General features: G+C 29.4%; 24 protein-coding genes. 15 read left to right on the forward strand and 9 right to left on the reverse strand.

Annotation, left to right across the window (positions count from 1 at the left end):
- The first annotated feature begins 46 nt into the window (after positions 1-46).
- Genes murQ through nagB form a run of 3 tightly spaced genes read left to right on the forward strand, consistent with a single transcriptional unit; the run spans position 47 to position 2,878 of the window.
- The gene (murQ, locus tag ACREV6_RS14335; protein ID WP_431578722.1) at positions 47-922 is read left to right on the forward strand and encodes an N-acetylmuramic acid 6-phosphate etherase; all 876 of its coding nucleotides are present in this window, start codon (positions 47-49) and stop codon (positions 920-922) included.
- 22 nt (positions 923-944) lie between these two features.
- On the forward strand, positions 945-2,120 hold the full coding sequence (nagA, locus tag ACREV6_RS14340; RefSeq protein WP_431578818.1) for an N-acetylglucosamine-6-phosphate deacetylase: 1,176 nt from the start codon (positions 945-947) through the stop codon (positions 2,118-2,120).
- A 32-nt stretch (positions 2,121-2,152) separates the two neighbouring features.
- Positions 2,153-2,878: a glucosamine-6-phosphate deaminase gene (gene nagB / locus ACREV6_RS14345; RefSeq protein WP_431578723.1), complete on the forward strand. Its 726-nt coding sequence runs from the start codon at positions 2,153-2,155 to the stop codon at positions 2,876-2,878.
- A 62-nt stretch (positions 2,879-2,940) separates the two neighbouring features.
- On the opposite strand, the gene ACREV6_RS14350 is transcribed toward nagB, so the two are convergent.
- Positions 2,941-3,381 (reverse strand): CBS domain-containing protein, encoded by a 441-nt coding sequence (locus ACREV6_RS14350; protein WP_431578724.1) that lies wholly within the window; start codon positions 3,379-3,381, stop codon positions 2,941-2,943.
- 352 nt (positions 3,382-3,733) lie between these two features.
- Here ACREV6_RS14350 and ACREV6_RS14355 point away from each other — a divergent pair, with 352 nt between their 5' ends.
- From ACREV6_RS14355 to ACREV6_RS14375, 5 genes are read left to right on the forward strand one after another with little or no spacing between them, the layout of a single operon-like run.
- Positions 3,734-4,030: a hypothetical protein gene (locus ACREV6_RS14355; protein WP_431578725.1), complete on the forward strand. Its 297-nt coding sequence runs from the start codon at positions 3,734-3,736 to the stop codon at positions 4,028-4,030.
- A 16-nt stretch (positions 4,031-4,046) separates the two neighbouring features.
- Positions 4,047-4,505 carry a PH domain-containing protein gene (locus ACREV6_RS14360; protein WP_431578726.1) on the forward strand — a complete coding sequence of 153 codons (459 nt, stop codon included), beginning with the start codon at positions 4,047-4,049 and terminating at the stop codon, positions 4,503-4,505.
- Positions 4,502-5,386: a PH domain-containing protein gene (locus ACREV6_RS14365; RefSeq protein WP_431578727.1), complete on the forward strand. Its 885-nt coding sequence runs from the start codon at positions 4,502-4,504 to the stop codon at positions 5,384-5,386. Before ACREV6_RS14360 ends, ACREV6_RS14365 begins: the two co-directional genes overlap by 4 nt.
- A gap of 32 nt (positions 5,387-5,418) precedes the next feature.
- Positions 5,419-7,332, forward strand: a complete 1,914-nt coding sequence (locus ACREV6_RS14370) for a BMP family ABC transporter substrate-binding protein (RefSeq protein ID WP_431578728.1) — start codon at positions 5,419-5,421, stop codon at positions 7,330-7,332.
- Positions 7,333-7,351: 19 nt separating this feature from the next.
- Complete coding sequence (locus ACREV6_RS14375; protein WP_431578729.1) at positions 7,352-7,948, forward strand: metallophosphoesterase family protein; 597 nt, start codon at positions 7,352-7,354, stop codon at positions 7,946-7,948.
- 56 nt (positions 7,949-8,004) lie between these two features.
- Here ACREV6_RS14375 and ACREV6_RS14380 read toward each other — a convergent pair whose 3' ends face one another.
- The 3 genes from ACREV6_RS14380 to ACREV6_RS14390 all read right to left on the reverse strand — a co-directional run bounded on the left by ACREV6_RS14380 (position 8,005) and on the right by ACREV6_RS14390 (position 11,964).
- Complete coding sequence (locus ACREV6_RS14380) at positions 8,005-8,907, reverse strand: DMT family transporter (RefSeq protein ID WP_431578730.1); 903 nt, start codon at positions 8,905-8,907, stop codon at positions 8,005-8,007.
- A 57-nt stretch (positions 8,908-8,964) separates the two neighbouring features.
- Positions 8,965-10,734, reverse strand: a complete 1,770-nt coding sequence (locus ACREV6_RS14385) for a polysaccharide deacetylase family protein (protein WP_431578731.1) — start codon at positions 10,732-10,734, stop codon at positions 8,965-8,967.
- A gap of 144 nt (positions 10,735-10,878) precedes the next feature.
- Entirely contained in the window at positions 10,879-11,964 is a 1,086-nt protein-coding gene (locus tag ACREV6_RS14390) for an HD-GYP domain-containing protein (RefSeq protein WP_431578732.1), read from the reverse strand.
- A gap of 231 nt (positions 11,965-12,195) precedes the next feature.
- Between ACREV6_RS14390 and ACREV6_RS14395 the strand changes: the two genes are divergently transcribed.
- The 6 genes from ACREV6_RS14395 to ptsG all read left to right on the forward strand — a co-directional run bounded on the left by ACREV6_RS14395 (position 12,196) and on the right by ptsG (position 21,061).
- Positions 12,196-13,341 carry a cysteine desulfurase family protein gene (locus ACREV6_RS14395; RefSeq protein WP_431578733.1) on the forward strand — a complete coding sequence of 382 codons (1,146 nt, stop codon included), beginning with the start codon at positions 12,196-12,198 and terminating at the stop codon, positions 13,339-13,341.
- A 93-nt stretch (positions 13,342-13,434) separates the two neighbouring features.
- A complete protein-coding gene (gene thiI, locus ACREV6_RS14400; protein WP_431578734.1) occupies positions 13,435-14,577 on the forward strand; it encodes a tRNA uracil 4-sulfurtransferase ThiI in 1,143 nt (380 codons plus the stop codon).
- 477 nt (positions 14,578-15,054) lie between these two features.
- Positions 15,055-15,630 carry a sigma-70 family RNA polymerase sigma factor gene (locus ACREV6_RS14405; RefSeq protein ID WP_431578735.1) on the forward strand — a complete coding sequence of 192 codons (576 nt, stop codon included), beginning with the start codon at positions 15,055-15,057 and terminating at the stop codon, positions 15,628-15,630.
- A complete protein-coding gene (locus tag ACREV6_RS14410; RefSeq protein ID WP_431578736.1) occupies positions 15,620-16,645 on the forward strand; it encodes a hypothetical protein in 1,026 nt (341 codons plus the stop codon). Before ACREV6_RS14405 ends, ACREV6_RS14410 begins: the two co-directional genes overlap by 11 nt.
- A gap of 224 nt (positions 16,646-16,869) precedes the next feature.
- A complete protein-coding gene (locus ACREV6_RS14415) occupies positions 16,870-19,209 on the forward strand; it encodes an EAL domain-containing protein (protein WP_431578737.1) in 2,340 nt (779 codons plus the stop codon).
- Between the two features lie 316 nt (positions 19,210-19,525).
- Entirely contained in the window at positions 19,526-21,061 is a 1,536-nt protein-coding gene (gene ptsG, locus ACREV6_RS14420; RefSeq protein ID WP_431578738.1) for a glucose-specific PTS transporter subunit IIBC, read from the forward strand.
- A gap of 85 nt (positions 21,062-21,146) precedes the next feature.
- Here ptsG and ACREV6_RS14425 read toward each other — a convergent pair whose 3' ends face one another.
- From ACREV6_RS14425 to ACREV6_RS14445, 5 genes are read right to left on the reverse strand one after another with little or no spacing between them, the layout of a single operon-like run.
- Complete coding sequence (locus ACREV6_RS14425) at positions 21,147-21,959, reverse strand: hypothetical protein (protein ID WP_431578739.1); 813 nt, start codon at positions 21,957-21,959, stop codon at positions 21,147-21,149.
- Entirely contained in the window at positions 21,943-22,515 is a 573-nt protein-coding gene (locus ACREV6_RS14430; protein ID WP_431578740.1) for an RNA polymerase sigma factor, read from the reverse strand. The genes ACREV6_RS14425 and ACREV6_RS14430 overlap by 17 nt, the downstream gene beginning before the upstream one ends.
- Positions 22,516-22,531: 16 nt before the next feature.
- Positions 22,532-23,497 (reverse strand): ABC-2 family transporter permease, encoded by a 966-nt coding sequence (locus ACREV6_RS14435; protein WP_431578741.1) that lies wholly within the window; start codon positions 23,495-23,497, stop codon positions 22,532-22,534.
- A 14-nt stretch (positions 23,498-23,511) separates the two neighbouring features.
- A complete protein-coding gene (locus ACREV6_RS14440) occupies positions 23,512-24,378 on the reverse strand; it encodes an ABC transporter ATP-binding protein (RefSeq protein WP_431578742.1) in 867 nt (288 codons plus the stop codon).
- A 21-nt stretch (positions 24,379-24,399) separates the two neighbouring features.
- Positions 24,400-25,347 (reverse strand): ABC transporter permease, encoded by a 948-nt coding sequence (locus ACREV6_RS14445; RefSeq protein WP_431578743.1) that lies wholly within the window; start codon positions 25,345-25,347, stop codon positions 24,400-24,402.
- Positions 25,348-25,684: 337 nt separating this feature from the next.
- On the opposite strand from ACREV6_RS14445, the gene ACREV6_RS14450 reads away from it, so the two are divergent.
- Positions 25,685-26,206, forward strand: coding sequence for an ECF transporter S component (locus tag ACREV6_RS14450; RefSeq protein WP_431578744.1), 522 nt, complete (start codon positions 25,685-25,687; stop codon positions 26,204-26,206).
- The last annotated feature ends 93 nt before the right edge of the window (positions 26,207-26,299 follow it).

Genomic DNA, 26,299 nt, shown 5'->3' on the forward strand with positions numbered 1-26,299 from the left:
AATTACAATTACGATCTATCCCAAGATTTAAATAAGGAGGCTTTTTATGAGGGAAAATACTGAAAATAAATTAAATTTAGATACCATGAGTACCTTTGAAATTCTTAAGAAGATAAATGATGAGGACAAAAAGGTAGCTACAGCTATTGAAAAAGAGCTTATTAATATAGAGAAAGCTGTAGAACTAATTGTTAATTGTTTTGAAGATGGTGGCAGACTTTTTTATATTGGAAGTGGCACAAGTGGAAAGTTAGGAGTAATGGATGCATCTGAATGTCCTCCTACCTTTGGTGTTTCAGATACTATGGTTCAGGGAATTATTTCTGGTGGAGTGGAAGCCTTAAGTGGGTGGCTTGAACATACAGAGGATGACCCGGAGCTTGCTATTCATGATTTAGAAGCAGTAAATATAAATGAAAAAGATGTTTTAGTAGGAATAACGGCTAGTGGAAATACACCTTATGTTACCCGCGCTATGGAATATGCAAAAACAATGGGCTCAAAAACTATAGCGCTTATATGTAATTCAAAGGGCAAAATTAAAGACATTTGTGAAGTTGCCATAAATACAGAGGTTGGACCAGAAATAATACTAGGATCTACTAGAATGAAGGCGGGAACTGCACAAAAAATGGTTTTAAATATGCTAAGTACCGTAGCCATGATTAAAATGGGTAAAACTTATTCTAATTTAATGGTTAATGTACGTCCTATTAATAAAAAACTACAGCAGCGGGTAAGGGAAATAGTGAAGCTTGCCACAGGTGTGGATGATGCAACAGTAAATGAAATCTTAGAAATCTGTGAATATGATCCTAAAGTTTGCATTGTTAAAATTAAAAGTGATGTGACGCTTGAAAAAGCAAAAGAAGCATTATATAGGAGTAAGGGAAATGTGGCTAAGGCATTAGCTATATTATAATAATTTGGATGGGGTGATGAAAATTAAAGCTATAATTAATGGGAAACTTATTATGAAAGATAGAATAATTAATGATAGTGTAATAATATTTCAAAAAAAAATTATAAAAATTATAAATATGAATGACTTCCTTCAATATAAAAAAGATTATAAGGAACAATATAAGGAAGAAATACAAGTAATAGATGCCAAGGGTAAATATGTATCACCTGGCTTTATTGATATTCATATTCACGGTTCTGGAGGCTATGATACTATGGATGCCACGGCAGAGGCCTTAAAAGTTATAAGCACTACAATAGCTGCAAATGGAGTAACAGCGTATTTACCTACTACAATGACTAAGGATAAAAATAGTATATATTGTGCTTTAGATGCTATAAGAGAAGCAATGTCAATAGAAAATGAAGGAGCAAAGATTTTAGGGGCACATATGGAGGGACCTTTCATAAATGAAAAGTACAAAGGGGCTCAGATGGCAGATAATATTATAGAACCAAATTATGATATTATAGTGGATTATTTAGATATTATTAAAATTATAACCCTTGCGCCAGAAAAGGACAAGGATCATAGTTTTATAAAAAAAGTAAAAGGTAATTCTAAAATTACATTATCAATAGGTCATTCAGATGCAAGCTATGAAGAGACACTTGCAGCAATTAAGCATGGAATAACACATGCAACCCATACATTTAATGCTATGACTCCCTTAAATCATAGGAAACCAGGTATTGTAGGTGGGATTTTTACAAGCGATATAACCTGTGAGTTAATAGCGGATACTATACATGTTCATCCAGCAGTTTTTAGTATACTTATAAATGCAAAACAAAAGGATAAAGTTGTACTTATAACAGATTCTATGAGAGCTGGATGTATGAAGGGTGGTATATATGAGCTAGGTGGACAGAAGGTAATAGTTGAAAACGGAGCCGCAAAGCTTGAAAACGGTACTTTAGCTGGTAGTGTATTAACCTTAAATAAGGCAGTGAAAAATATGCTGGGTCACAGTGATTTAGAGATTTACGAGGCAGTGGCAATGGCATCCAGTGTTCCAGCAAAGGTTATTCATATGGAGGATAAAAAGGGGAGCTTAGAGGTGGGACTAGATGCAGATATAGTTATTTTTAATGAAGACATAGATGTATTTTTAACAATAGTTGAAGGGAAAATAGTGTTTCAAACTCAAAAATAAAATTTTGAGTATTATTATGAGGCGGTGTAAATATGAGAATAATAGTGGTAGATAATTATGAAGAAATGAGTAAAAAAGCTGCAATGATGATTGCAAGTCAAGTATTGTTAAAGCCTAATAGTGTATTAGGACTGGCTACTGGAGACACTCCTCTTGGAATGTATAAAGAATTAATCCTATTGCATAAAAAAAACCAAGCGGATTTTAAAGAGGTTACAACTTTTAACTTGGATGAATATTATGGAATTAATAGAGAAAATCCTGAAAGTTATTATAATTATATGATTGTTAATTTATTTAAGCATATAAATATAAATATGGAAAATATTAATGTGCCAAATGGTATGGCAAAAGATGTTGATGCTGCATGTTCAGACTATGAGGAAAAAATAAAAGAAGCTCACGGCATAGATATGCAAGTGCTGGGTATAGGTGGAAACGGGCACATTGGATTCAATGAACCAGATGTGAATTTTGAGGCAGAAACCCATTTAGTTAATCTTGACGAAGAAACTATAGAAGCTAATTCTAGGTTTTTTGACTCAATAGAGGATGTGCCAGTAAAAGCCATAAGTATGGGAATAAAGACAATAATGAATTCTAAAAAAATCATTTTACTTGCCAATGGAATAGGAAAGGCTGAAGCTATAGCAAAAGCTATTAATGGAAAGATAAGCCCTAAGGTACCTGCGTCTATTTTGCAGCTCCATAATGATGTAACAATAATTTTAGATAAGGAAGCTGCTAGCCTTTTATAAAAACAAAGCACCTATACCAGCTATTTAAGCCAGTGATAGGTGCTTTGTTTATTTTTAGTACCTTATGTTGCTATTAATTTAAAGCCTTTAATTTCATTATTATCGTATAATAAATTAAAACAATAAGTTATTATATCACTTCTTTTAATTATTCCTATAAAAACATTATTATCATCTACAACGGGAACAAAATTTTGATCCTTGGCTAGAGATATTAAACTCTCGATGTCTGAATTAATTGTTACTGCTGTGTTACAGATATGCATAGGAATATCTTGAATTAAAATTTTACTTGTTTCATTAAAACTTAAATTTGGAGTATTCTTTAATTTCCATAATAAATCACCTTCTGTTAAAGTGCCTACATAATTACCTTTTTCATTTACTAAGGGCACAGCTGAATACCTATGGTATTCCATTCGTTCTAATGCTTGCCTCATTGTAGAGCTGGGCGTTTCATAAACAACTTCATTTTTAGGCGTAAGAAAAAAAGCTATGTTCATATTTTATCCATCCTTTAAAATTTTTTATTTTACCAGTTTTACCAGTTATCTTACAATCTCATTATATCATGTTTTCTTATTTATGGAGGTATAATCTATTAAGAAACAATGCAATATAATAAATGATTTGTAAAGTAGTTACAAAAGGTTTATAACTATTTACGATTGTAGCGCCAAGGTGATAATTTAATAATGGACTTTACATGAATTTTATACTAAAATACTAAAATAACACATTAAATAGTAATTATGCCTTAACAATAAGGTATAATGATAATAAGCAACTATGTAATGCTATTTTAATATAATATATAGACAAATACAAAAAATATGAGTATGGAGGGTGGTGGATTTGTTTTTTAAAGATAAAAAAAATAGTAGTACAATATCTACAAAATATTCTAGTAAAGCAAATGTGAGAAGCGCAACTTTTAGAATATTAAGTACAGCAATTATATATAATGTTGAAGAAGATTACTATGATACATTAGCTACTTGCGCTAATGAAAATAATATAATAGAAACAATAAGTATAGAAGAATTTGAAATACATGAAAATGTTATAGAGCTTAGAGGTGCATATATTGATTACGAAGAGTATAAAGAAGACGCAGAAGTAAACTATACTGGGACAATATACTATTTGTAATTTTATGGAGGTTAGTATGAGGAAAATTTCAGCATATTCACGAAAAATATGGACAATAAAAGGATTAATAACAACTGGGATATTTTTAGCAATTGCTGTAGCATTAAATATATCTTTAGAATTCAATATTTTATGGAAATATGTAATAACTTATAGTATGTATGGATTAGCATTAGTTTTTTTAATAAATTCATTATTTATGCCGAAATATAGATATAAAAAATATAGATATGAAATGGACAGGTCAAAAATTATTTTAAGATATGGAATATTTAATGAAAAAAATGTAGTTATTCCTATGGAAAGAGTTAAGTACGCGGATACCAAGCAAGAAAAAATATTAAAAAAATATAAGCTTATAAATTTAACTGTGCATACTTTTGGAGGCCATTATGTAATCCCTTATTTGGAAAGTGAAGTAGGAAGGAAAGCTCAGCTCAGTATTGCAAAAATTGTTCAGGAGAGAAGTATATGAGAAAAATAAACAATAAAAACGAAAATGAATTAGAAGTAAAAGAAAACACAAAAAAAATTACTACTTCTTTAAAAGATTTATTTATGATGGCTACAATGTCTAGTAGTATCTTAGTAGGATTTTCTATAATTGCAGCTTTTTACTTTAAGCTAGAGGATATAATAATTTTTATTATGTTATCTATTTCATGGATAACATGTACTATTGTAACTATATTAAAATATTATAATTTTACAGTTATAAGAGAGGTCGACAATATTAAACTATCTTATGGGTTATTTAATAAAAAGGAAGAAATTATTCCGGTAAAACGAATTCAAAGTTTAATAATAGTAGAGGGGCTTATTAAAAAGCCTTTAGGGTATTCTTCATTAAAGGTGGAAAATACAGGATGTGGAAAAAATAAAGGTGAAAGCACAATGAGTTGTCCTTTAGCTAAAAGCAAAGTGCTTAACAAGTTTTTTGAAGACATTTTACCTGAAATGAATATAAATTACGACTTAAGGAATTCCCCAGAAAAAGCTTTAAATGGATTTCTATTATTTAGATTACTAGAGGAGGTTATGATAATAGGAATAATGGCTATTTTTCTTCCTTATGGACGCTATGTTTTTTTTATAATACCTATTTTATTAGTTTGGTACAAGATAAGATTTAAGGATAATGGGTTATATTATGGTAATGATTTTGTTGTCATGAGATTTAGAAAATTAAACAGGAAAACAGTTATAATCCGTAAGGATTGTATCCAGTCTTTTGAAAAAGAACAAAATATTTTCCAAAAGAGAAAAGCTATTGCAAAATATAAAGTGACTATAGCTGGAGATAATATGGGTAAATCATATAAGGTTGGATATATTGGCGAAAATACTTTTTGTTGAGAATGCATTTATCAAAACACTAAGGAGTGAGTATGATGAATTTTTCAGCTGTTGAAGAATATAAAAAGGCTAGTAAATCAGCTAAACTCAGGTATTACATGGACATATCAAAAGGAAAATCAGGACATATATCATCATTAGATAGTATCTTAAAAAAACTAGACATAGTAGCAGAAATCCCCTTAGGAATAAAAAGTATTCCATTAAAAAAGATATTAGGAACTTACTTTTATACAAGGAGTAGGGATTTTGCAATGAATTTCCTTCCTCTAGCGGGTGAAGATAGTGAGTTTTCTACGAAGTGGCAAGCAGTCTATGCTCATCATATTAATGATGGAATAAATGACCCCGTAAAAATTTATGAGTACATGAATGAATTCTATGTTATGGAGGGAAATAAGAGGGTAAGCGTCTTAAAATATGTAGATGCTTATGCAATAGAAGGAGAAATTACCAGGTTAGTTCCTAAAAGGGATGAGAGGGATCTGAATAATACAATATATTATGAATTTTTAGATTTTAATAATAACACAGGGATAAATGCTATTTGGTTTACGGAACTTGGTAGTTTTACTTTGCTTTCCAAATATTTGAGTGAATATAATCCAAAGCTTACCTTGTTTTCAAACAAATACGAGCATTTTTTAAAAAATGTTTATTCACCCTTTAGAAACATCTTTTATGAATTAGGTGGAGATAAATTAAATATTACCACTGGTGATGCATTCCTAGAATATATTAAAATATATGGTATTTCAGATGAATTTATAGAAAAAAAGAGAAAGTTAAGAGTTGAAAAATTTTTAACAGAACTTAAGATACTATCAAAAAATAATGCAGTAGATATTCAAACAGAACCTTTTGATGTGCATAAAAAAAATGTTATTACCTCATTTACAAATTTAGTAACTCCACCTAAAAAGTTAAGCGTGGCTTTTATTTTTGAAAAAACAATTGATACCTCAGGTTGGAGTTACGTTCATAATTTAGGAAGAATGTACGCACAGAAACAATTAGAAAGTGAAATTGAGACCACTGTTATAGAAAATTTTCAAAATGATGGTGATAGCTATGAAAGATTAAGTGAGTTATGTGAAAAAAATTATGATATTATATTTACTACATGTTCAAGTTATCTTAATATAACTTTGAGAGCAGCTTTAAAATATGACAATATAAAGTTTTTTAATTGCTCTCCAGTAAAGGCTTTTAGAAATGTAAGTACTTATTTCGGGCGTTCGCATGAACCAAGATTTTTACTGGGTCTCATCGCAGGTACAATTACAAAATCAAACATTATAGGATATATAGATATTTATAATGAAACTGAAATTATAACAGGCATTAATGCCTTTGCCTTAGGTGTTAAAACAGTAAATCCTAATGCGAAAGTTATTATTTCTTGGCTTAATGAAATAGGGGATGTAAATCATTCTAAAGAATTAATTCAAGAACTTCAAATGCGAGGCGCAGATCTTATAATGCAAAATGACTTAACAGCTTTGGGTAAAGGTTCCAGAGACTTTGGGTTATATTCTTTAAAATATAGTGAAAAGCAGGAAAAATGGATACCGGAAGTAAACTATGGATTAATTACATGGGACTTAGGAGCGTTTTACGAGAAAATACTTAGAAATATAGTTAATGGTAGTTTTAAAGGTATATTTAGTACTGAATCTAAACGTGTAAGTTTTTGGTGGGGGATGGACTCAGGCCTTGTGGATATTATTTATTCAAAACATAATGTGCCCATCCAAACTCAAAAGTTAGTAGATATAATGCGCGAACTAATTATTGAGAATAGATTTCATACTTTCGCAGGTCCTGTGCAAGACACTCAAGGTGAAATTAGGATTAAGGATGGCGACATAGGAAACTATGAGGATATGTTATATATGGACTGGTTTGTGGATAATGTAGTAGGAGAACTTCCCGTGGAGGAATAGAATTTCAAAAGATAAGTAGGTGATTAAAGTTAAAGTATTATTAGTTTCAGATATTGAAGATAGTTATATTTGGGATCACTTTGATTATGAAAGATTTAGTGAAATTGAGCTGGTAATATCCTGTGGAGATTTAAAAGCAGATTATCTAGAATATATAGCTACTATGATTAAAGCACCAGTACTATATGTTAATGGTAATCATGATGTAAATTACTTGAAGACCCCACCAGCTGGATGTATCCCTATTGATGATAAGATTTTTGTGTATAAAAATCTTAGAATACTAGGCCTTGGAGGATCTATTGATTATAATAAAGGGCCTTTTCAATACTCAGAAAAGGAAATGCAAAAAAGGTTTGGGAAATTAAAACTGAGTTTATGGAAAAATAAGGGCTTTGATATATTGGTGACTCATTCACCAGCAAAGGGCATGGGGGATGCCAAAGATCCTTGTCACAAGGGTTTTGAAGTATTTATAGATATTTTAAATAAATATTCACCAAAATATTTTTTTTATGGTCACCAGCATTTGGACTATGGAAAAGGTGAAAGAAAAATGATTTATAACACCACTATACTTATTAATGCATTTAAATATCATATTATTGAAATATAGAAAACCCATGGGTAATGATTTTGCCCAGGGGTTTTCTATATTTTCGTGTACTTAAGTTAACTACTAGCTGATATTTTCTTTCTTTTTAAGAAATCCCATTTAGTTTCTGTTGTTATAATTGCCATAAATATAGTAAGGCAGCCTATGACCATTTTTGATGTAAATACTTCATTAAGCATTACCACAGATAAAATAGAACCAAAAACTGATTCTAAACATAAAATAATAGCAGCGTGAGTAGATGTGGTATATTTCTGTGCTACATTTTGTATAATAAATGCAAACATTGTACTGAAAATTGCTAAATAACCAATTGCAAATATTGTATCTGAATTCATTTGAGTTGGTATTGGTTCATAGATTAAAGCAGCTATAAGTGAGAAAACTGCAGCGGAACCTAGTTGTATTATTACAAGGGTTATAGCACCAACTTTTTGCGTGAAAAACCCAACAGAAACTATATGAGCTGCAAAAAATACTGCAGATATTAAGGTCAAACCGTCTCCAAGTCCGATGTGTATACCTCCATCTAAGGTGAGCATTGCTATTCCTATAAAACATAGAAAAGCTGATGCTAACGAATAGGAATCTGGTTTTCTTTTGCTAATTATCCAATAAAGAAAGGGTACAATAACTACATTAGTTCCGGTTAGAAAAGCATTTTTACCGGCAGTTGTATATTTCATACCAATAGTTTGAGCAGTAAAACCCAAAAAGAGGAGAAGTCCAACCAAAGTTCCAACCGCTAGCTGATTTTTAGTAATGTGTTTAATTTTTTTTCTGAAGAATAGTAGCATAATTATGGCAGATATACCAAAACGCATTGTCATAATATAAAAAGGTGTAATACTATCTAAAGCGCCTTTTACAGCTATAAATCCACCACCCCAAACAATTGCCACTAGTAGCAAAGACATATCAGCGAGGATACTCTTTCTTTTGTCTATATTTTTCATCATTAGCACTCCTTCAATATGCGAGGCATCTTTGCCTTGTTATTTTTTTAAAATCATAAGTTAATCATTAAATTCTTCTAGTGTTTTGAATTCATATCCATTATTAATTAAATATTCTATTATAGTTGGAAGTGCGTCTACAGTTGTAGTTTTTATGTTAGTATCATGCATTAGTATAATGGCTGAAGATTTAGTGTTTAGTGTTTCTTTTGTCCTTGATATAAGTTTGTCTTTAGAAACTAAATAACCTTCAGCATCGCCGTTTAGAGCGTTCCAATCATAATAAAGGTATTTATCTGCCATAACTGCTAGTTTAAGACTATCATCTTTTCCGTAAGATCCTCCAGGAAATCTGAAAATCTTAGTATTATAAGTGGGAATAATCTTTTTTATAATATTATTGGTTTTTTCAATTTCACTTATAAGCGAAGTAGCACTTACATATATTTTGTTGTAATTATGACTGTAGCTATGGTTTGCAATAACATGACCGCTTTTATAAATTTTCTTTATTAGGTCATTATGGGCTTCAGCGTTAATGCCTGTAACAAAAAAAGTAGCTTTTATATTGTACTTTTCTAAAATATCTAATATTTTAGGTGTAACATTTGTAGAGGGACCATCATCAAAGGTTAAATAAACAAATTTACCAGTGTTTTTTTTATAAGGTTTTCCAACTACAATTAGATTATTAATTGTACCTACTGTTTGTACAATTTTATTTTGAAGATTTTTTTCATCAATAGTCGGTTGTCCTGATTCTAAATCAGGATTTGGGATATCAGGCAGTGCAGGGTCCTTGTCCTCTTTTATTTCTGGGATGTTTTTTATCTCTAACTGTAATATATAAACACCTTCTTTAAGGGGACCACATTTTACGTTGTTTTTATAGCCTGTTAGGGGTATTATTTGTTTATTATTTAAAACATCAAATATATTGTATCTATATTCTGTTTTTATATCAGGGGCAATATTAAATTCAATTTTTTCATTTACCTCATAATTTTTTTTTGGTTTAGGGAATTGTGTAATATTATTTTCATTGTCTTTTTCTGAACAATTAAAATTAAAGGATACATAATTATCATAACCCTTAACATTTAAGGGCTGTTTATGGGCTCTTTTTATCCACAGGGACAAGGTGTAATCACCAAGGAGGAGGTTTGGAGTTGATATGCTGTATACACTTTGTGCGTATAGAGGGTCAACATATCCCTTAGTAAGTTCCACCCAGGTATTTACGCTTTTATTTTTAAGCCAAACCCTGTATTGAACATCTTCAAAACCTTTAGAGAATACTTGGAAGGTTTGAAAATTTCCCACCTGAAGGTATGGAAACCGCGCCACTACTTTTTCAATATTAGGAATATTGGATTTTTCAGTTTTGCTTTTGTCTGATGAGCTATTATAGACTTGTCCATCATAACGACTACAAAGAAAATTATAAGCATGATAATTATCATATCCATTTTTGTTTATTGGCTCTTTGTCTGCTGTCTTTACCCATATAGATAAAGTGTATTCTCCAAATTTTAATTTAGGAATTGTAAAGGTGAAAGCTTTTTCTGGAATCAGCGCATTAGTATAGGTTGTAGTTAACTCTTTCCATAAATTATCTTCTTTAGAATAAAGCCAAAACTTATATTGAATTTTTGAATTTGCTTTAGTGTAAATATCTATACTTTGAGTACAACCCTCATATACTCGTGGGTTTTCTAAATCTACTTTATATATATTAGGAGGAGCATTAGCATATACAATTTTAGTTGTGCTAAAAGATAGAAATAAAATAAAAATTATACCTAACATTGTAGATAATCGTTTTTTCATATAACCAACCCCTTTTATCGTTTTAATGTAATATTTTACCAGTAATTAATCTTAGTATTACATATGTAAATATATTTGTAAAGATTATATACTAAAAAAAATACAAATTAATATGATAAAATAAGGTTAGTTAATATTTTACATTTATTCAGTTTGCTTTGGTAACGTTGAATGTGTTTCGGTTAGAAGTTCTGTAATAAATATTTCTTTTTCAATGCTTAAATCTATAAAATTTGAATTAACAGATATTAGTGGCCTGGCAATATTATTTATGTCTATTTTGATTATTCTTCCTATAGAGCCATTACTTAACTTAACCATTTCACCAGTAAAGTAATTTGACATTTGTGTTATAAAAGTAGTGAGGTAATTATAATCAAATAAGCCCATACAATCATGTTGCATAATTTCTAATGCAAGAAAGGGATTTTGTTTTTTGCCATAGACTTTGTCTGCGGTCATTGCATCAAACATATCTGTAATTCCTATTATTTTTGCAAAAACACTGATTTTATCTTCTTTTAAATGTAGAGGATAACCAGAACCATCTATACGTTCATGATGCATAAGAACAGCTAAGCTTACAGACTCGTCTAAATAAGGAATAGTGCGTACAAATTCATAAGAGTAAACTGAATGTTTTTTAATTTGTTCAAATTCTGATTTTGTGAGTTTTGAAGATTTATTTAATATACTGGGGTTAACTTTGGTTTTACCAATATCATGAAGGAATGCTGCATAGGTCAAAAGTGTTAAATTCTTCTTAGATAAATTCAACCATTTACCTAGCATAGAACTTAAAAATGCAACGTTTACGCAATGCCTTATAAGATAATCATCTATATTTCTAGAATTGGTTATACTCTTTAAAATAGAACCATAATCATTAAGGTCATCTAAAATCTCTTTAGACATAGCTCGTATTTCTGTTAAGTCTGGTTCTGTATTATTATCTATGCTATTTAAAAAATTATCTATGCGATTTGAAAAATTATTTAGTACCTTTTCAGTATGGATTGAATTTTGTGAAATAGGAACCTCTATTTCTTCTTCAAAAGCATTAATGCATATAGTGTTTGATGGGTAAAATTCCAGTATTTTTTTTATTATGGAACTATTTAATGCACTTTCCTTTGTAACTAAAGTTAAGCCGTTTAGTATTAAATCTTCGGCTAAAATCATATTTGGTTTTAACTCGTAAATGCTTATGCTTTTAATATTTGGTTTCATAGATGCCCTCCATTTATAAGTAATTCATAAATTAAGTGAAATTAATTAAATATAGTAGACAATTTATTCGAATAAATTTATTTTACCATAAAAACTGACATTATCCCAAATGAATGTTTTTATTCATTGACATTAATAATTAAAATATTTATAATTAAGTATATCAGAGCAAAACACTAAGAATTGATTTAGTAATTATAATGGATATTTGAAGAGGAGAGATATAGAAATATGGAAGTTTATTTAGATAATAGTGCAACAACTATGCCTTATGAAGAGGTTATTGAGGATGTATGTAGTACTATGAGAAATTATTATGGTAATCCATCTTCAGCTCATAGTTTAGGATTTAAGGCAGAGCAAAAACTTAGGGAAATAAGAGTAAATATTGCTGAAAGTATAAATGCTACAAGTGAGGAAATAATATTTACATCAGGAGGAAGCGAAAGTAATAATTTTCTTATAAAAGGGTTTGTAAAATCCACGTCTCATATAATAACTACTAAAATTGAACATTCAAGTGTGTGGAACACATTTAAGGCATTAGAAGATTTAGGAGCAGTGGTTACATATATTGATGTAGATGAAAGTGGTAGAATCGATATAAAACAGCTTGAGAACAGCATAAATAAGAATACTCAAATTGTTAGTATTATGCATGTTAATAACGAAGTAGGTGTTATACAGGACCTTGAACACATAGGTAAATTAATTAAAGAAAAAAGTAATAGGGCTAAATTTCATGTAGATGCAGTGCAAAGTTATGGAAAGATTCCAATTAATGTAGAAAAGTATAATATTGATTTATTATCTACTAGTGCACATAAAATCCATGGCCCTCGGGGAATTGGATTTGCATATGTAAAAAAAGGACTCATACCTAATAGTTTAATAAACGGTGGAGGGCAAGAAAGAAATTTAAGATCAGGTACGGAAAATCTTGCTGGAATTGTTGGATTTGGAACAGCAGCATTTATTATGTGTAAAAATCAGCAGGAGAATTTCAATAATGTTTTAGAGATAAAGAAATATTTCATAGATAAATTGTCTCAGCTAGATGGTGTAATAATTAACAGTAAGTTGGAAGAGAGGTTTACACCATATATACTAAGTGCTTCATTCATCGGTGTCAAAGGTGAGGTACTTCTGCATAGTTTAGAAGAAAAAGGAATATATGTGTCTACAGGTTCAGCATGTTCAGCTAAGAACCCTAATAAAAGTAGTGAAGTATTAAAGGCTCTTGGAAGGAATTTAGAGGAGCAAAAGGGAACTATACGGTTTAGTTTTTCGCAGTATAATAATAAAGAGCAAATAGACTATGTGGCATGTGAACTAGACAAGGCACTAAAGTTTTTGAGAAAGCTAAACAAAAGATAATTGATTAAGTCATTAATATTTCAGTATGGAAGATGACCAAAAGCTATGCGGATGATGAGGTAGGCGATATAAGAAAAAGAGGAGTGATAAAAGATGAGAAAATTAATTTTGGTAAAATATGCCCCGGAAATTTTCTTGAAGGGTTTAAACAGAGGTAAATTTGAAAAGAAACTTAAAGACAATATAAAAAATGTATTAATAGACTTAGATTATGAATTTGTTGAGGACTCAGGAAGATGGTTTATATGCTCCCAGCAAATGGATAAGATTATTGAAAAGGTTAAAAATGTTTTTGGAATAATGGAGGTTTGTATTGTTACAGAAATTGAAGCAACTCTTGAGGAAATTCAAAAGCAAGCACTACTGGAGATGCAAGAGTGCTCAGATAAGACTTTTAAAATACAAACAAACAGAGCAAACAAAAATTTTGACATAAATTCATTAGAAGTAAGTAGAAAAGTAGGGGCTTATATACTACAAAATAATGAAGGAGTAAGCGTAGATGTACATAATCCTAAGTGTATTATAAATGTAGAAATAAGAAATAGTGCATACATATATTCTAAAAGAATAAAGGCAGTAGGTGGTCTGCCTTATGGAATGAACGGTAGCACTATGCTTATGTTATCTGGAGGCATAGATTCTCCTGTGGCAGGTTATATGATGGCAAGGCGTGGGGTAGAACTGCATGCGGTTTATTATCATAGCCATCCCTATACTAGTGAAAGAGCCAAGGATAAGGTAAAGCAATTAACTAATATTTTAAAAGGATACACTGGGAAATTGACTTTGTATGTAGTACCTTTTACTGAAATTCAAATGCAAATTATAGAAAAGTGCAGAGAAGATGAATTAACAATAATTATGCGAAGATTTATGATGAGACTTGCTTGCGCTCTTTCCGAAAAATATGGAATAAATTCAGTAACTACTGGAGAAAGTATAGGGCAAGTAGCTAGCCAAACTATGGAAGGCCTTGTAGTAAGTGATGATGTTTCTGACAGGCCAGTTTTCAGGCCACTAGTGGCTATGGATAAAATAGATATTATGGATGTTTCAAGAAAAATAGCAACTTATGAAACCTCAATTCTACTTTATGAAGATTGTTGTACAATTTTTGTTCCTAAACACCCCAAAACAAAGCCAAGATTAATTGAGATAATTAAGTCTGAATCAGTTTTAGATATTGATGCATTAGTTGAAAAGGCAATTTGTGAAATGGAAATTTATAAATAAATATATTCATGTTAATGAACTCATAATATGTATTAAATCAGGCAAAGTGTAAATAATATTAGAAGAAATATGATTTTAAAATATATTAAAGAGGTGATTAACATGGCTAAAAAAGGTGGAGAAAAGAAATCAGGTTCTAAGGATACAAAAGATAAAACCCAGAAAAAGAATCAAAAGGGCAATACAGTAGGCTAATATCGCAGCATCGAAGATGATGAACAGCTTCGAAGATGATGAACAGCTTCCATGCTAATGAGTTAACATCCAACTACCCTAGTTACTCCTAATTTTATGAAAAAGTAAATATACTATTTAAAAAATAAGCTAATATAAATGGTAAATCATTTTGTTAGCTTATTTTATTTTATAGAGAATTATATAAATTACTATTATTTTCACTTAAAAGAAATTATTATAGTATTAATGAAACAAAATCCATGTTATTATCGTCTAATATTTAGGATGGGAGTGATATAGGTGCCTATTGCGTTTTTAGTTCAAAAGGACAATGAAGAAAAAAAGGATATCCAAAAGGAATTAGAGAGGCTTATTAATTGCTATGGAGATGATGTTCTTAGGGTAGCATTCCTATATGTTAAAGATAGGAATAAAGCTGAGGATGTTTTCCAAGAAGTGTTTATTAAAGTGTTTAAAAAATATGATTCTTTTAAAGGTAATAGTAGTGAAAAAACATGGATTATGAAAATAACAATAAATGTATGTAAAGACTATTTAAAAAGTTTTTGGATAAAGAGGGTTCTCCTAAATAGCCATGGAGATTATGATAGGGAAATTTATAATGAGAGATATAGTGCTGAAAGCTTAGATGATACTATAATCAAATCTATAGAGTCACGGGAACTACTACACCAGGTTATGAACTTATCTATCAAATATAAGGAAGTAATTATTTTATATTACTATGAGGAATTTAATACTAGAGAAATTGGTGAAATGTTAAAGATTCCAGAAGGGACAATACGAACTAGATTATTTAGAGGTAGAGAGTTATTAAAAAAGAATGTTGCTGGGAGGATTGGATATGAGGGATAACTTAGATGGATTAAAAGATATATTTAATATGGAGCTAAAGAATATAAAAGTAAGTGAAGAATTAAAGTTAAAGACATTAGGAAAATTGGATAAAAGCAGTAGAAGACCAATAAGCAAAGCCGTTATTCCAATAACTCTAACTATGGTAGCTTGTTTATTTATTGGATTTATAATATACCCTATATATAATAAAACCAATTTAATGCACAATGAAGGAATAACCATGAATACCAGTAACCAAGAAATTAAAACATTAATAGAACCATATGCAGGTACCGCAATGGTTAAAGATAAAACTAATATTACGGAAGATAAACCTAGTAAAATAGTGGAAGAAAATAAAAAGATAGTTAATAAAAATAGTAAAAAACAAAAGACGGAAAAACAAACAATTGTTTTAAATGAGAAGCCTATAATACCCTTTAAAGCAGAAAGCTTAGTGCCGGAGGATAAAAAGGAAAAAGACATTGTTGTTGCCATAAATGGAGGTATAGTTGATAATGAAAAATCGATAAAGGCGGATAATAAAGAAAATTATATGGTATTGCAAGAGAAAAGTCAGTTACAACTTAATGAAGAAACTAAAATGAGAACAATATCTTTACATGAAGCAAAAAATATTTTTGGGGAGAGTATAAAAACTTCGGTTTATATACCTAAAGCTTTTGTAATGGAAAAAATTTTAATACCAGAAGAAAATAGTAATTCAAGTGAATTATATGAAATTATTTATAGCAATGGTTCACAGTATTTTAAGATTACTCAATATAAAAATATGAAAGATAGTAGTGCATTGAGTATGGATAGTAGTCCAGAATCAAAAGTAGTAGAGGGAAATATTATGGTTATAAATATAAATAAGATTCCAGTTAATTATATTTTACGACCAAACATTGATAACAAAGAATTGCCCTATGTTAAGCTTTTTTTGGAAAGTGAAGGTGAAAAGTACAGTGTTGATGGTAATGCGCCATGGGCAGAACTCATTAATATTGCATATTATATCTTATTTTAAGTATGATAAAATATATTATGTAACGGATTTAGAATTAAACATAGTGAAAGAAGCAAAAAGGTTAACAAAATATTGTGATATTTTGTTAACCTTTTTGCATGAATTTCAAAATGACATAAACTATTAGAATTCGAGTATTTCGAGAAAATTATTTACAAATATTTAATAAAATTATATAATAATTATAAAATATCGAAAATTAATTATTATGTTAAGGAGAAGGTATGAATTTATATAATAAGTTTCTAACTGGAGTAGGGTTTGTAGCAGTAGTTTTTACAACAGTTTTACTAATATTATCCAATAGTATATTGTTAAGTGATTATAAGAAAATAGAGGAGAATAGTATTATTAAGAATGTGGAAAGAGTTAATAATGCCATAAATATAGAAGTAGATAGTATAAGTGATTTCCTGCAAGACTATTCAATGTGGGATGATACATATACCTTTTCAAAGGATAATAATGAACAATATATTTCTTCGAATTTTGGTAATGTTGCATCACTTAGAAAGTTTGGAATTAATTTTATGATTTATAAGGATAAAGAAGGAAAAATTATATTGAGTAAAGGCTTTGATTTAAATACTGATAAAGAGGAGATTATTTCTAAAAAACTAGAAAGTGAAATTATACTTAAGGTTAAGGAACTATCAATAATAAAACACTCAGAAAGTATTAGTGGACTTAGTGAAATTAACAATACACCTATTATGCTTGTTAGTGAACCTATAACAACCTCGGATGGTAGAAAAGCATCTGGGGGACTTATTATTGTAGGTAGATACTTAGATGCAAAGCAAATCTCTCAAATTGGTTCCAGTGTTAAGGTTAATTTGAATATGGAAAAATATAAGGAAACATTAGAGTTTAACAAAGACATAAATTGGAACAGTAATATAGCTGTTAAAAATATTAACAAGAAATCCGCAATAGGTTACAAAATATTGCTAGATATTGAGGGTAATCCATATCTAGTTATTAAAATAAATGCAATTAGAGAAATATATAGACAAGCTACAAGGAGTATAACATGTTTTGTTATCATTTTTGTTTTGATAAGTTTGACTTTTTTTAGTATAGCATTGATTTGTTTAAATAAAGTGGTAGCAAGAAAACTAATGAAGATGAATACAATAATACATAAAATAAGTGATACGAAAGACTTAACTTTGAGACTGAAAGTTGATGGAAATGACGAAATTGCGACCTTAGCTGCAGGGTTTAACAATATGCTAGGGGAGCTAAAAAAATCTAGCGACAAAAACTTAGAACTTGCAAATAAAGACACCCTAACTGGACTTCCTAATAGAAAAATGATAATAGAGAATATAAACACAACTATAGATAAAAGAAAAAAACATGGGGGAAAATTTGCTGTATTGTTTATAGATTTGGATGATTTTAAAAGAGTTAATGATGGTTTAGGACATGATGTAGGGGATATTTTGATTCAAAAGGTGGCTGCTCGGTTTAAGAATGTTATATCTGCTGAGGATATAGCGGCACGTATTGGTGGGGATGAATTTATTATACTACAGGATAATATAAATTCAGTTGGACAGGCTGAAAATTTAGCCCTGCACATAAAAGAGGTATTAAAAGAGTCCTTTGTATACCTAGGGAATGAACTTCATACTGCAGCAAGTATAGGAATAAGTATATACCCTGATGATGGAGAGGATATACCTACTTTGATGAAAAATGCAGATATAGCAATGTATGAAGCTAAAAAAAATGGAGGAAATTGTTATAGAATATATTTGGGAAATATGAATAAGGCAGGACTCGCTAATCTTATTTTAGAGAATAATTTATATAAATCTCTTGAAAAAAAAGAGATGGTCTTATATTATCAAGCTATTACTCATGTGGAAAGTAAAAGAATAATTGGATTTGAAGCATTAATTAGATGGAATCATGATAACAAACTAATACCACCATCAGATTTTATTCCTATGGCTGAAGATAATGGTTATATTATTGAATTAGGGAAATGGGTACTTAGAGAAGCTTGTAAGCAGTGCAGTGAATGGCAAAATGCTGGTATGAAAGTATACGTTACTGTGAACATAACTTTTAAGCAATTAGAGCAATCTGATTTTGTAGATATAGTTAGTAATGCATTAAAAGAAGTAAATATGGATTCAAAATATCTTGTTTTAGAAATTACAGAAAACGCAGCAATGCAAAATGTTGATTTAACAATAAAAACTTTAAATAAGATTAAAAATTTGGGTGTAAGTATTGCTTTAGATGATTTTGGTACAGGCTATTCTTCTTTAAGCTATGTAAATAGGCTTCCAATTGATGTTTTAAAAATAGATAGGTCTTTAATTATGGATATTACGCAAGGTACGCAAAATATTGCAGTGATAAAAGCCATAATTGCAATGGCAGATAGCTTAAATATTAAAGTTGTTGTAGAAGGTGTTGAAGATATTGAACAATTTATTATTTTAAAGAAATTAAAAACCTATTTAATTCAAGGGTATTTAATTAGCAAACCATTACCAGCAAAAGATATTAAAAGCTTAATAGGAAGAAAGATAAATTTGCCATAGAAAGAATAATAGCAATATTGAGAAGATTGAAAAATATTTCAAGAAATTATAAAAAAAATGTTGAAAAAAGTAATAATACGTGATATTATATATGTATTACGTAATTAGTAGTTGTAATTTAGTTATAAGTGTAAATTTATATGTAAAAGTTTACAGTTGAAATCAATTTAATAAGTAAATTTGCGTGTTACTGATAAAATCAGGCATGAGCATAAGTCATTATAATATAGTAGTTATATTTAATTATAGCTATTGATGTGACTTTGCTCATGCCTTTTATTTTTGCTAACATGCCACAAAGGAGAGGGGAATATAAATGAAAAAAGCTTTTGGTGTTTTACAAAAGGTAGGAAAAGCTTTAATGCTACCAGTAGCGTTATTACCGGCTGCAGGATTATTACTTGGATTTGGTAACATGTTTCAAAGCAATCAATTCTTAGCAAGTGCTCCGATATTTAATGCTGGTTGGTTCCAAATGGTAGCTAAAATTATGGAACAGTCTGGAGATGTTATTTTTGGTAACCTTGCATTATTATTTGCAGTAGGGGTTGCAGTAGGTCTAGCTGAAGGTGAAGGAGTTGCAGGACTTGCAGCAATAGTTGGATTCTTAATAATGAACAAGACACTAGGTATTGTTGCTGGGGTTACTTTGGAATTAACAAAAGGTACAGCACATCCAGAGTTTGCAAGTGTACTAGGTATTCCATCACTTCAAACAGGAGTATTTGGTGGTATTATAATAGGTATAGTAGCGGCGCAATTATATAAAAAATTCTATAATATTGAATTACCTTCTTACCTCGGATTCTTTGCAGGTAAGAGATTTGTACCTATAATTACAGCAGTATCTGCTATTGCAATAGGTATTGCAATGAGCTTTGTATGGCCTCCAATTCAACATGCCTTAAATGTGTTTTCAAAAAGTATGATTGAGGCTAATCCAACAGTATCAGCTTTTGTATTTGGAGTAATAGAAAGGTCATTAATTCCATTTGGATTACATCATATTTTTTATAACCCATTTTGGTATCAATTTGGTGAGTATATAAATAAAGCTGGTCAAATAGTTAATGGAGATCAAGCTATATTTATGGCTCAGTTAAAAGATGGTGTACAATTTACAGCAGGTACATTTATGGCTGGTAAATTCCCATTCATGATGTTTGGACTTCCAGCAGCAGCACTTGCAATGATTCATGAAGCAAAACCTGAAAAGAAAAAAATTGTAGCTGGTATTATGATATCTGCAGCTTTAACTTCTTTCCTAACAGGTATTACAGAACCAATTGAATTCTCATTCTTATTTGTAGCACCAGTATTGTTCGGAATTCACTGTGTATTTGCAGGATTATCCTTTATGACGATGCAAATATTAGAAGTTAAAATAGGAATGACCTTCTCTGGTGGACTTATAGATTACTTACTATTTGGTGTGATTCCAAATAGAACAGCTTGGTGGCTGGTAATCCCTGTAGGTTTAGCATTTGCAGCACTTTACTACTTTGGCTTTCGTTTTGCTATAAGAAAATGGAATCTTAAAACTCCAGGTCGTGAAGTAGACGTGGAAGAAGACACAAGTAATGTAAAAACTAATCTTAAAGGTCAAGAACACGCAATAGAAGTATTAAAAGCATTAGGTGGAAAAGAAAATATCACAAATTTAGATGCTTGCATTACTCGTTTACGAGTAAGTGTTGTGGATGCTAAAAATGTTGATAAAGCGGAACTTAAGAAATTAGGAGCTGCGGGCGTTCTTGAAGTTGGTGACAGTATTCAAGCAATATTTGGAACAAGAGCAGAGCATATAAAAACAGAAATTAAAGAAGTTATAGCTAAGGGTTTAGATAAATAATATGTATATCCTTAACTGATAATAAATTTTCACATAAAAAGACATTAGATAAGTATATTACTTACCTAATGTCTTTTTATGGTTATTATGAACTGTATTGCTTTTTAGTGTTTATTAATAGAGAACTTATTAAAATTAAGGCTAGTACCATTACACTCAAATTAATATTAAATATAGTTTTATTATAAATTAAACCTTCACCAATAAATCTTGTATATAAAACTACATATGAAATCCATGCACTAGAGCCAGAGATAATACTAAATTCAAGGTTTTTATTTATGAGAAAATATAATGTTACATAATAAGTTACAATCATGGGGGTAAGCCAGGTAATTAGCACATAGAAAAAGGGAAGCTGCAAACCCATGAATATATTTAAAATTCCTATTATGAAAGAAAGTATCACATTAATTGCTAATATAATTATAGTTCTGGAGAGTGTAATTTCAAAAGTTGAATATTTACAACATAGTTCCATTTCATAAACATTGTAATATACACCTCTATAAGAATATAATACTTGAAATAAAACTATCAAAGGAGAAAAAACAAATATTTGATTAAAATATCCATAAGTATTTAAGAGTAAGGAACTGGCTAATATGAGTGCAACTGAAATATAAAAAGCTTTGCCCAGTATTAATATTTGATTTTTTACTTGTCTTAGAAGGAAAAACACTTTATTGTCAGGGCATTGAGAGTTAAAAGCATCATTTTCATGCATAAGTGGCATTACACAATTTATAATGCTTTCTGCTAAATCATCAGGAGGATTAATTTGGACATTAGTACTTAAATTTTGCTCTATAAGGTCTATATCTTCCAGTGTGATATCATCATACAGGTTAAGAGCTTCAAGATCTTTCAATACATCAACATTATTTTGTGTTTTCAAGTTTATCACCTCCATAATCCTTTTTTAAGGCTTGTTTCAAATACTTTATTCCAGAATATAATCTAGCTTTAACTGTATTTAGATTACTTTCAGTTATATAGGATATTTCTTTTAGAGAAAGATCTTCATAAAATCTTAATGTTACAACTTCTTGTTGATTTTCTTTTAAAGTTTTTAAAGCATCATTAATATCATTTTGAAGCATTTTGTATTCTATAATATTAAAATTTTCAGTGATTGCAATATCTTCTAATACTTCTGACGCTTGCTTTTTATTTTTATATTCTTTAGAACGAAAATAATCTATTATACAATTGTTGGCGATCTTATATATCCATGATTTAAATGTATATTCTGGGTTAAAAGTATCACGTTTTTCATAAACTTTTATGAAAACTTCCTGACATAAATCTTGAGCTAAATAATAATCGCTGAGTTTACTATATATGAATTTGTAAATAAGTTTGTTATATCGATGAATAATTATTTCCATTGCCTCCTGATTATTTTTAGAAATAACCTTTAGAAACAACTTTTCATCAGTTATATCCTGCATTATATTCACCTCAAATTTAATGGATTTCCATGCGTTTAAATATAAATTGTCCTAAAATATATACCACTATGGATTGAGCAAGCATGCTTATAAGAGTAAAAGTCAAATTATAGTGTTGACTATTACCAAAATAAAATATTAAATCAAATAGGATGTAGGTTGATGGAAGGAAATATGTCCATTCAAATTCATTTAAAAATACAGACCCGAAGCTTACAAGAAGTATACAAAATATATAGGGTGCTAAAAAATTCTTGAATAATGAAGAGACTAAAATAAAAATGCAGGCAAACGAACTGCAACAAATAAATAATGTTAAAATTTTCTTGGTTAAGAATTCTAAAATGCTCATATTAACAGTGGCCATTTCAAACCCTCTAACTTGTTGAATTGAACCATTTATATCAGAAAATCCAAGAATTAAACCATTTGTAACAAGTGAGAAAATAATGTTTGCTATAATAAGCAAGGCAATGGATATTATTAGGGCTACATATTTTCCGTTATATAAGGTACTGCGTTTAGTTTTACATGCAAATTGAAAACTTAAAGTGTTTTTTGCTTTTTCATCAGAAATTATATTGCTGCAAAATATGCCAATTAAAACAATATATATTGCAAAGCTATTAAAATTTTTAACAAAGCCTTGAATAAAGTTTTTCTTTAAATTAGGTAATTGATGGCTTGTATAATATTCTAAATCTTTTGTTCTAGAAATAATATCAGCTTTAACAGATTCAGGGTGTTTGTTATAAAATCCATTCAGATACTCATAAGGAGCTTTAATAAAATCATTAATATCGGCGATTTCTTTTTTATATTCTATCTTAGATTTAACATTAATTTCATTGTATTTTGGAAATTCTAGTTTTGCTTGTACAGAATAAAACAAAGAGATTAAGATCATAGCTAGAAGGACAAATTTAAATTTATTAGAAAAAATTATTTTTTTAAGTTCAAATTTTACAATTTGTAAAAACATTGTGTTCACCCCCCTTACACCATAGCTCTATAATAATGTAGGTATACATCTTCAAGGGTTGGTTCTACAAGCTGCGCTTCATTACAAGGTTTGTCACCTACAACTCTTACCAGTACACCATTTTTCTTGTTTTGAGTATTGCTTACAATGTATTGTTTTTTTAGCTCATTTGCACCTTTTACATCTGTGAGAGTTTGATAAACTTTTCCTTCTAACATTTCAAGTGATTTTTGAGGTGTTGTATATTCAAGTAGCATACCATCTTTCATAAAAGCTATAGAAGTAGCTATTGCTTCTATATCAGATACAATATGTGTGGATAAAACAACTATTCTATTATCACTAAGTTCGCTTAAAAGATTTCTGAATTTTATTCTTTCTTCTGGGTCTAATCCAACAGTGGGTTCATCTATAATCAATATTTTAGGGTCGTTTAAAAGTGCCTGAGCTATACCCATTCTTTGCTTCATTCCACCTGAATAAGTTTTTAACTTTCTATGTCTTACTGAAGTTAATGAAACTACATTTAGTAAATAGTCGATCCTTTTTTTAGCAGTTTTAGGGTCTAATCCTTTTAAAACCGCAAAATAATTTAAAAAATCATCAGCCTTGAAATCTGGATATACACCAAAATCTTGAGGTAAATAGCCTATAACATTACGATATTCACTTCCTAAGCTGAAAATATTACGTCCATTACATTGTACTTCGCCGCTAGTTGGACGCATAACTGTAGCAAGTATTTTCATAAGTGTGGTTTTCCCAGCGCCATTAGGCGCAAGAAGACCTACAATACCATCATTTATATTAAGGGAAAAATCCTTTAGTGCCCAAATATTTTTATTATATTGTTTTGATAAATTATTAATTTTTAATTCCATAATTTTAACCTCCGATTAATTTTAACAAACTTGTTTTTTTAGAATTTTAATAATAGTTAAAGCAATAAAGAATGCTGTACTAAAAATTATTAAAATTAAGGGCAAAGACCAATTTAGATTATACATATTTCGAATTTTTGTAAATAAATTATAATCTAAATATGAAGTGGGTAAAAATTTAACAATATGAGAATAATCTTTCCATAGATTACTTGACATCATGGTTATAAAACCTAATAGAATACCTGAAAAAACAGGTAAAAGATAATTCTTAGTTAAAGATGAAATGAAAGTTATTACTGCTACAAACAAAAAGCACACTAAATTGGAATACAAAAAACCTATTGAGATATATTGCATAACACTCATATTGCTCTGAATAAACTCTGACCCAATCAACTGCTGCATTGGTATATTAATAGATGTATCCTTTAAAAATAAAAATCCCATACCATAGCAGGAAATAAAGAATAATAAGTTTGTTAATACAATTATAACAAAGGATGAGATAATTTTACTTAAAACTAAGTGGGTTCTAGATGTTTTACTTGAAAATAACAAACTTTCTATATTTGTTGAATATTCCTTTGAAAAAATATCTCCAAATAATATCCCAATAATTATTGAAAGGTACAGTAAATTAAAGACTGTATTGTTAATAACATTAAAAGGACTCTTAACAACTTTGGGCGAAATTCTTTCAATATTTAAAGCAGAAATTTTATCTTTAATTTTTTCCTTTTGTGCTTTGTCTGTAATGGTATTCAATTTTTTACTAAGTTTATCATAAGTAATATTGTTTGTTGTAATTACCTTATCAAGTCTAACTTGATGTTTGCCAGTTTCTATTCCACTTTTAAAGTTAATGGCAGACATAAAGCTAATTAATAAAATAATTAATAGTACCGATATGGTATTTGTTCTAAATATATTTTTTCTGAATTCCATATAAACTGTTTTTAAAAACATAACATATCTCCTTTAATAATCTAAAATTGAATAAATTGGTATGTTGATTAGTTATTTTGAAATTAAATTCGAAGTTATTACATATGGCCATATATAATTTTCCTTTTTCAATAATTAATACGGAGAAAAATATGGGAAAGTTGTAGGCAGTAATAAAAAAGTTATTTAAAAGCAATGATAGCTTTAAATTTTAATATATTAGCATACTGATTTAATATTTCTAAATATATTTTAAATCAACAACAATAAATGTACCCATACATTTGACTGATATAAGTTTACTGGTATAATAATCCTTGTAAATGATTACAAATAAATAGTTGTAGGGGGATAATTTATGAAAGTTAAAAGAGTAGTACTTTGTGGGCTTTTTGCAGCATTATGTTTTATTGGAACTTGGGCACATATTCCTATAAATATAAGCGGAAGTCCAACAATGGTTCATTTAGGAACAACAGTTATATTTCTTACAGCAGTTATAATTGGTAAGGATGCAGCTTTTGCAGGAGGTATCGGATGTGCATTATTTGATGCAACAAATCCTGCTTATATAGCTTGGGTTTTACCTACATTAATAATAAAAGGATTAACAGGATATACAGCAGGAAGCATTGCATTTGCAAGAGGAAAAGAAGGCAAAAGTATGTCTCAAAATATTATTGGCTTTATAGTTGGTGGAGTAGTATCATTACTGGGATATTTTCTTGTTAACTGGTTTGTATTTGTAGGATTTAATGTTGCAGTTGTGAAAATGGTATCATCTTTAATAACAACGGGATTAGGAATAGCAATAGCTATACCTTTAGCAGTTGTTATTAAACCAATATTAGAGAGAAGTGGTTTGAATTTAGCTAAATAGTTATCTGGACACTTTTTCTGATATCTGAACTAATAAAGAAGGAAACCTAATAAATACTGGGTTCCTTCTTTATTTATATCTATTGTTAATTGT

This window comes from Clostridium sp. (genome assembly GCF_050717515.1).
GTDB lineage: Bacteria > Bacillota > Clostridia > Clostridiales > Clostridiaceae > Clostridium_AD.

Coding starts and splice junctions, on each gene's coding strand:
- ACREV6_RS14395 (WP_431578733.1), top strand. CDS start 12,196: ATGGAAGTTTATTTAGATAATAGTGCAACAACTATGCCTTATGAAGAG.
- ACREV6_RS14430 (WP_431578740.1), bottom strand. CDS start 22,515: ATGCAGGATATAACTGATGAAAAGTTGTTTCTAAAGGTTATTTCTAAA.
- ACREV6_RS14350 (WP_431578724.1), bottom strand. CDS start 3,381: ATGAACATAGCTTTTTTTCTTACGCCTAAAAATGAAGTTGTTTATGAA.
- thiI (WP_431578734.1), top strand. CDS start 13,435: ATGAGAAAATTAATTTTGGTAAAATATGCCCCGGAAATTTTCTTGAAG.
- nagB (WP_431578723.1), top strand. CDS start 2,153: ATGAGAATAATAGTGGTAGATAATTATGAAGAAATGAGTAAAAAAGCT.
- ACREV6_RS14380 (WP_431578730.1), bottom strand. CDS start 8,907: ATGATGAAAAATATAGACAAAAGAAAGAGTATCCTCGCTGATATGTCT.
- ACREV6_RS14390 (WP_431578732.1), bottom strand. CDS start 11,964: ATGAAACCAAATATTAAAAGCATAAGCATTTACGAGTTAAAACCAAAT.
- ACREV6_RS14370 (WP_431578728.1), top strand. CDS start 5,419: ATGATGAATTTTTCAGCTGTTGAAGAATATAAAAAGGCTAGTAAATCA.
- ptsG (WP_431578738.1), top strand. CDS start 19,526: ATGAAAAAAGCTTTTGGTGTTTTACAAAAGGTAGGAAAAGCTTTAATG.
- ACREV6_RS14385 (WP_431578731.1), bottom strand. CDS start 10,734: ATGAAAAAACGATTATCTACAATGTTAGGTATAATTTTTATTTTATTT.
- ACREV6_RS14410 (WP_431578736.1), top strand. CDS start 15,620: ATGAGGGATAACTTAGATGGATTAAAAGATATATTTAATATGGAGCTA.
- ACREV6_RS14435 (WP_431578741.1), bottom strand. CDS start 23,497: ATGTTTTTACAAATTGTAAAATTTGAACTTAAAAAAATAATTTTTTCT.
- murQ (WP_431578722.1), top strand. CDS start 47: ATGAGGGAAAATACTGAAAATAAATTAAATTTAGATACCATGAGTACC.
- ACREV6_RS14445 (WP_431578743.1), bottom strand. CDS start 25,347: ATGTTTTTAAAAACAGTTTATATGGAATTCAGAAAAAATATATTTAGA.
- ACREV6_RS14440 (WP_431578742.1), bottom strand. CDS start 24,378: ATGGAATTAAAAATTAATAATTTATCAAAACAATATAATAAAAATATT.
- ACREV6_RS14450 (WP_431578744.1), top strand. CDS start 25,685: ATGAAAGTTAAAAGAGTAGTACTTTGTGGGCTTTTTGCAGCATTATGT.
- ACREV6_RS14360 (WP_431578726.1), top strand. CDS start 4,047: ATGAGGAAAATTTCAGCATATTCACGAAAAATATGGACAATAAAAGGA.
- ACREV6_RS14365 (WP_431578727.1), top strand. CDS start 4,502: ATGAGAAAAATAAACAATAAAAACGAAAATGAATTAGAAGTAAAAGAA.
- ACREV6_RS14415 (WP_431578737.1), top strand. CDS start 16,870: ATGAATTTATATAATAAGTTTCTAACTGGAGTAGGGTTTGTAGCAGTA.